This is a genomic window from Thioalkalivibrio sp. (genome assembly GCF_007692535.1).
In the GTDB taxonomy this organism is placed as follows: Bacteria; Pseudomonadota; Gammaproteobacteria; order Ectothiorhodospirales; family Ectothiorhodospiraceae; genus Thioalkalivibrio.
Map to the genome: position 1 here is coordinate 1 of NZ_REBW01000263.1, position 5,879 is coordinate 5,879.

Below are 5,879 nucleotides of genomic sequence, written 5' to 3' on the forward strand. Positions count from 1 at the left end.
TCGTGTTCGTGTTCGTCAGCGGGCTCTTCGCTGCGCCTGCCGTAGCCGACGATCAGCGTCACTTCGTGTCGGTCTATACGGGTGTGAATTTCGAGGAACGGGTGGTCGAATTCCTGCGCGAGTGGTCGCCGACCTTCCAGAGTTCGTACATCTACACGGTTGCCGGGACCTGGTCCTGGGCGCGGACCAAACGTGCCCGCTGGGAACTCGAGGGTCAGCTCGTGCGCCACAGTGGCCTGCAGCAACTCTGGGAGGTCAATCTCGTACCTACCGTCCGCTGGATGGACACCCCCTGGGACCATGTCGTCGATACTCGCTTCGCCATCGGCTGGGGATTGTCGTGGGCCAGCGAGGAACCGCCGATCGAACCCCGGCAGGAAGAGGAAGTGGGCGAAGGGGATTCTGCCCGACTGCTGAGCTACAACGTGCTCGAAGTCGAGTTCATGCCGCCCCGCTCACGCGACTGGAGTGGCTTCGTTCGCCTCCACCACCGCTCGGGCGTCGGTGGCCTTTTCGGCGGTGTCAAGGGTGGTTCCAATTTCCTGGGCGCTGGCGTTCGATATTACTTCTGACGGGCGTATGCCCTTGCGTCATCACGCATTTGCGCTGAAGGCCTCTTCAGGCAAGGCGCAGCTCCGGCTCTACATCCTCATAGATGCCCAGCACGTGCTCAGACTTCGGGTCCACCTCCGTCAGGCTCACCGGGTAGCCCCAGAGGTTGGCCAGGTGACGCAGCAGCATGAGTGTGCTGCGTTCCTCCAGCAGGCGGCCGTCCAGGACGCGGTGTTCCAGCATCAGTCGCCGATCGCCGGTCAGGTCCACGTCCACCACTTGAATGTCCGGTTCGTGCCGGGCCAGGTCATATTGGGCCGCCAGTGCGCGGCGCACCTCCCGGAACCCGGACTCGTCGTGGATGGCCTCCACTTCCAGCGCGTCGTTGTCGGTATCGTCCAGCACCGAGAACAGGCGCCACTGGCGCATCAGGCGCGGACTCAGGAACTGCAGGATGAAGCTCTCGTCGCGGTATTCGGCCCACGCGGTCTTCCACGTGCCTAGCGTGTCGGCATTGCCGGCGATGTCGGGAAACCAGCGCCGATCTTCCTCCGTGGGTGCTTCGCAGACGCGCCTGATCTCCTGCATGATGCCGAAGCCGAGCGCGTAGGGGTTGATTCCCGAGAAGCGCCGGTCGTCGAAGTCCGGCTGGAAGACCACGTTGGTGTGCGCGTGCAGGAACTCCATGAAGGCGCCGTCGGTGATCTGGCCGGTTTCATGCAGCCGGTTCATGATCGCGTAGTGCACCGTGGTGGCGCAGCCCTCGTTCATCACCTTGGTCTGCCGTTGCGGATAGAAGTACTGGGACACGATGCGCACGATGCGCAGGATTTCACGCTGCCAATGGGCAAGGCGCGGCGCCCGCTTCTCCAGGAAATACAGCAGGTTTTCCTCCGGCAATCCGAGGCCGGCGCGGCGCGCGTCCAGGTCCGGATCCGACCCGCCGTCGTCGGCCTCGCGCCGGGGCAGGGTGCGCCACAGGTCGCTGAAGCTCTGCTCCTCGAACCGCCGGCGCTCGCGCTCGCGCTCGATCTCCTGCTTGAGATTCAGCGGCTGCCGCCGGGGATAGCGGTGCACGCCGTGACTCATCAGGGCGTGGGCGGCATCGAGCACGTGCTCGACGGCCCTGGCGCCGTAACGCTCCTCGCACTCGCTCACATAACGCTTGGCAAAGTCCAGGTAGTCCAGGATCGAGTCGGCGTCGGTCCAGGTCTTGAACAGATGGTTGTTGCGGAAGAAGTGGCTGTGCCCGAAGGCCGCGTGGGCCATGACCAGGGTCTGCATGGTCATGGTGTTCTCTTCCATGATGTAGCACAGGCAGGGGTTCGAGTTGATCACGATCTCGTAGGCCAGCCCGGTCATGCCCTTGCGGTAGTACATCTCGTCCCGGGCGAAGTGCTTGCCAAAGGACCAGTGCCGGTAGAACAGCGGCATGCCCATGGACGAATAGGCATCCAGCATCTGCTCGGAACTGATGACCTCGATCTGGCTTGGGTACGGGTTCAGACCCATCTCGTCCACGGCGATATGCTCGATCGCATCGAAGGTCTTCCGCACCAGGTGGTAGTCCCAGTCGGCGCCCGTGTACAGAAGCCGGGCGTCGGATTCCAGGCGTATGGTCATGTCAGCTCCTCAGTTCCGCCGGGGTGAACAGGTCCCGGAACACCGGGAAGATGTCGGCGCGCTGTCTGACCTTGCGCAGAGCCAGCGGGTGGCCACCGGCCACCAGGCGCTCGTAGAGCTCCCAAACGGGCGTCTTCGCTTTCCAGCCGCGGTCCTCGCCCACCTCGATGTAGGCGAAGTAGCGACAGAGCGGGAGGATCACTTCTTCCATGGTGCGGAGCACCAGGGGGTTGTCGGACGGGGTGTTGTCGCCGTCGGAGGCCTGCGCCGCGTAGATGTTCCACTCCCCCGGGGGATAGCGTTCCCGCACCACCCGTTCCATCTCGTCCAGCGCCGGGGAGACCAGGGTGCCGCCGGTCTCCCTCGAGTAGAAAAAGGTCTCTTCATCGACTTCCTGGGCGACGTGGGTGTGGCGGATGAAGACGATGTCCACGTGCCGGTAGCGGCGTTCGAGGAAAAGGTACAGCAGCATGAAGAAGCGCTTGGCCAGGTCCTTCATGTCCTCGGTCATGGAGCCGGACACGTCCATCAGGCAGAACATCACCGCCTGGGAGATCGGCCGGGGGGTCGGCACAAAGCGGTTGTAGCGGAGGTCGATCGGGTCGATGTAGGGGATCAGGCGCGAGCGCCGGGTCAACGCCTCCCGCTGCCGGACGAGCTCACGCAGGCCCTGGGGGTCCTTGCCGGAACGCTCCAGGCGGTCGATCTCCCGGTCCAGTTCCAGGATCTCGTCGCGCTTGGGACGGTGCAGCGCCAGCCGCCGGGACAGGGAGTTGCGCATGGTGCGCGTGAGGTTGAGGCTCGCGGGGGAGCCGGAAACCGAGAAACCGGCCCGATGGATTCCGTGCTGTTCCACCTTGGAAAGCTGCGTGCGGGCCAGTGCCGGCAGTTCCAGGTTCTCGAAGAAGAGGTCCAGGAACTCGTCACGGCTCACGGTGAACTGGAACTCGTCCTCACCCTCGCCACTGGCGCTACCGCCCGGCCCTTGCCCGCCTCCGCCGTCGGGACGGGGGATCGCGTCGCCCGCCCGATACTCCTTGTTGCCGGGCACCACGTGGCGTCGAACGCCGGAGTCGCCACCCTTGCGAAAGGATGGTTCCTGAAGCCCATCCGAGGGGATGCGGATGGCTTCCTCTCCCTGCGCCACCTCGCCGACCCTGCGCCGCGCGGAGATGTCCCGCACTGCGTCCAGGATCTGCCGCTTGGCCCGGCGGATGAACCGTTGCCGGTTCGCCAGGCTCTTGTCCTTGGGATTCAGACGCCGATCGACGATGTTGACCACGGGGTCGGGACCCTCCTGCCGGGTTCAGCCAGCCTGCTTCACGCGCATGTACCATTCGACCAGGCGGCGCACCTGACGCTCCGTGTACCCTCGGGCCACCATGCGGCTCACGAAGTCACCGTGCTTGCGCTCGAGATCCGAGTCCGCCTTGGTCCCGAAGCTGATCACGGGCAGCAGGTCCTCGACCTGGCTGAACATGCGTTTCTCGATCACCTCCCGGATCTTCTCGTAGGAGGTCCACGAGGGCATGTTGCCGCCCTTGGATGCCTGGGCGCGGAGCGCGAACTTCACGACCTCGTTGCGGAAGTCCTTGGGATTGGCGATGCCGGCGGCCTTCTCGATCCTGGACAGCTCCTGGTTGAGCGCCGGACGGTCCAGCATCTGTCCGGTGTCCGGATCCTTGAAGTCGTGATCCTCGATCCAGGCGTCCGCATAGCTCACGTAGCGCTCGAACAGGTTCTGGCCGAAGTCGTGATAGGACTCCAGATAGGCCTTCTGGATCTCGTTGCCGATGAAATCGGCGTAGCGTGGGGCGAGTTCCGCCTTGATGAATTCCAGGTAGCGCCGCTCGGTCTCATCCGCGAACTGCTCCCTGCGGATGGACTGCTCCAGCATGTAAAGCAGGTGCACCGGGTCGGCGGCCACCTCCCGGTTGTCGTAATTGAAGGTCTCGGAAAGCACCTTGAAGGCGAAACGGGTGGAAACGCCCGTCATGCCCTCGTCCACGCCCGCCACGTCCCGGTATTCCTGCATGGACTTGGCCTTGGGATCGGTGTCCTTGAGGCTCTCGCCGTCGTAGACCCGCATCTTGGAGTACAGGCTCGAGTTCTCGTGCTCCTTGAGGCGGGTGAGTACGGAGAACTTGGCGAGCAGGTCCAGCGTGGCCGGTGCACAGGCGGCGTCGCTCAGTTCGCTGGTGCGGATGAGCTTGTCGTAGATCAGCTGTTCTTCCGTCGCGCGCAGGCAGTACGGCACCTTGATCACGGAGATGCGATCGAGGAAGGCCTCGTTGTTGCGGTTGTTGCGGAAGGCCTGCCACTCGGATTCGTTGGAGTGGGCCATGATCACGCCCTGGAAGGGGATGGCGCCAACGTTCTCCGTGCCCACGTAGTTGGCCTCCTGGGTGGCCGTCAGCAGCGGGTGCAGCATCTTGATGGGCGCCTTGAACATCTCCACGAATTCCAGGATGCCCTGGTTGGCACGGTTCAGGCCGCCGGAGTAGCTGTACGCATCGGTGTCGTTCTGGCTATAGAGCTCCAGTTTGCGGATGTCCACCTTGCCCACCAGCGAGGAGATGTCCTGGTTGTTCTCGTCGCCCGGCTCGGTCTTGGCAATCGCGATCTGGCGCAGCTTCGAGGGATGCATCCGCACCACCGAGAAGCGCGACAGGTCGCCGCCGAACTCGTCCAGGCGCTTGACCGCCCAAGGCGAGATCAGTCCGGTAAGCCGGCGCTTCGGGATACCGAAGCGGGTCTCCAGGTCGGCCCCGTAGATTTCCGGATTGAACAACCCCAGCGGGCCCTCGAACACCGGCGAGATCTCGTCGCCCGCTTTGAGCACGTAGATAGGATGTTTCTCCATCAGCGACTTGAGCCGTTCGGCCAGGGAGGATTTCCCGCCGCCCACCGGACCCAGCAGGTAGAGGATCTGCTTGTGTTCCTCCAGCCCCTGCGCCGCATAGCGGAAGAAGCCCACGATGCGCTCGACGGTCTCCTCCATCCCGTAGAAATCCTCGAAGGCGGGATAGATCTTGATCGTGCGGTTGAGAAAGATGCGTCCAAGGCGCTCGTCCTTGGCGGTATCGAGAATCCTCGGTTCGCCGATGGCCTTCACCAGGCGCTCCGCCGCGGTAGCGAACATCATCGGGTCGTCGCTACAGGCTTCCAGATACGCCGCAAGCGGCATTTCCGATTCCTGGCGCTTCTGGTACTCCTGTGCGTACCGGGCAATCAGGGTTTCTGCGGAATCCATAACGTCGTCACCTCCTCGTCTGGACGCAGTGTGTGGCCATAAACAGCCATGCAAAGTGAGGGCCATGGCAGTGAACGGACCGCGCGTTCAACCCTCGGACGCCGAAAACGACGTCTACCCGATGTGTTCCGGTTTGCGGTTTGGCTTGGCGCGGACTGCGCGGCGGGTTCCGGCCCTACATCTCTCGATTGGACGCTCCTGCATGACGTCAGTTCCGATGCCATTGCCACCGTGCGCACAGAGGACACGTAAGTCGTTGTTTAAATTGGTGGGCCGTGTAGGGCTTGAACCTACAACCAATAGATTAAGAGTCTCATGCAGTGGGGCCGTAGCCGCATTGCTTTGCATTAACAATTACTTTTTTAATCAGTCATTTATAGCATTTCTGTGTCCGCGCTCAACGCGGGATAATTGGCCGAAATTATCGTCCGCGGGTTCCTGAGCGGTTCCT

Annotated in this window: 4 protein-coding genes; 1 reads left to right on the forward strand and 3 read right to left on the reverse strand. The window is 63.1% G+C overall.

Annotated elements, in window-relative coordinates:
• Window positions 1-572, forward strand: a 572-nt coding sequence (locus EA346_RS14575) for a hypothetical protein (RefSeq protein WP_296759810.1), incomplete at its 5' end; no start/stop codon positions are given.
• Window positions 573-618: 46 nt separating this feature from the next.
• Here the strand turns inward: EA346_RS14575 and EA346_RS14580 are convergent.
• The 3 genes from EA346_RS14580 to EA346_RS14590 are packed head-to-tail and all read right to left on the reverse strand — an operon-like array spanning window position 619 to window position 5,428.
• A complete protein-coding gene (locus EA346_RS14580; RefSeq protein ID WP_296759812.1) occupies window positions 619-2,175 on the reverse strand; it encodes a SpoVR family protein in 1,557 nt (518 codons plus the stop codon).
• 1 nt (window position 2,176) lies between these two features.
• Window positions 2,177-3,457, reverse strand: a complete 1,281-nt coding sequence (locus EA346_RS14585; RefSeq protein ID WP_296759813.1) for a YeaH/YhbH family protein — start codon at window positions 3,455-3,457, stop codon at window positions 2,177-2,179.
• A 24-nt stretch (window positions 3,458-3,481) separates the two neighbouring features.
• Entirely contained in the window at window positions 3,482-5,428 is a 1,947-nt protein-coding gene (locus EA346_RS14590; RefSeq protein WP_296759814.1) for a PrkA family serine protein kinase, read from the reverse strand.
• Window positions 5,429-5,879: the final 451 nt, after the last annotated feature.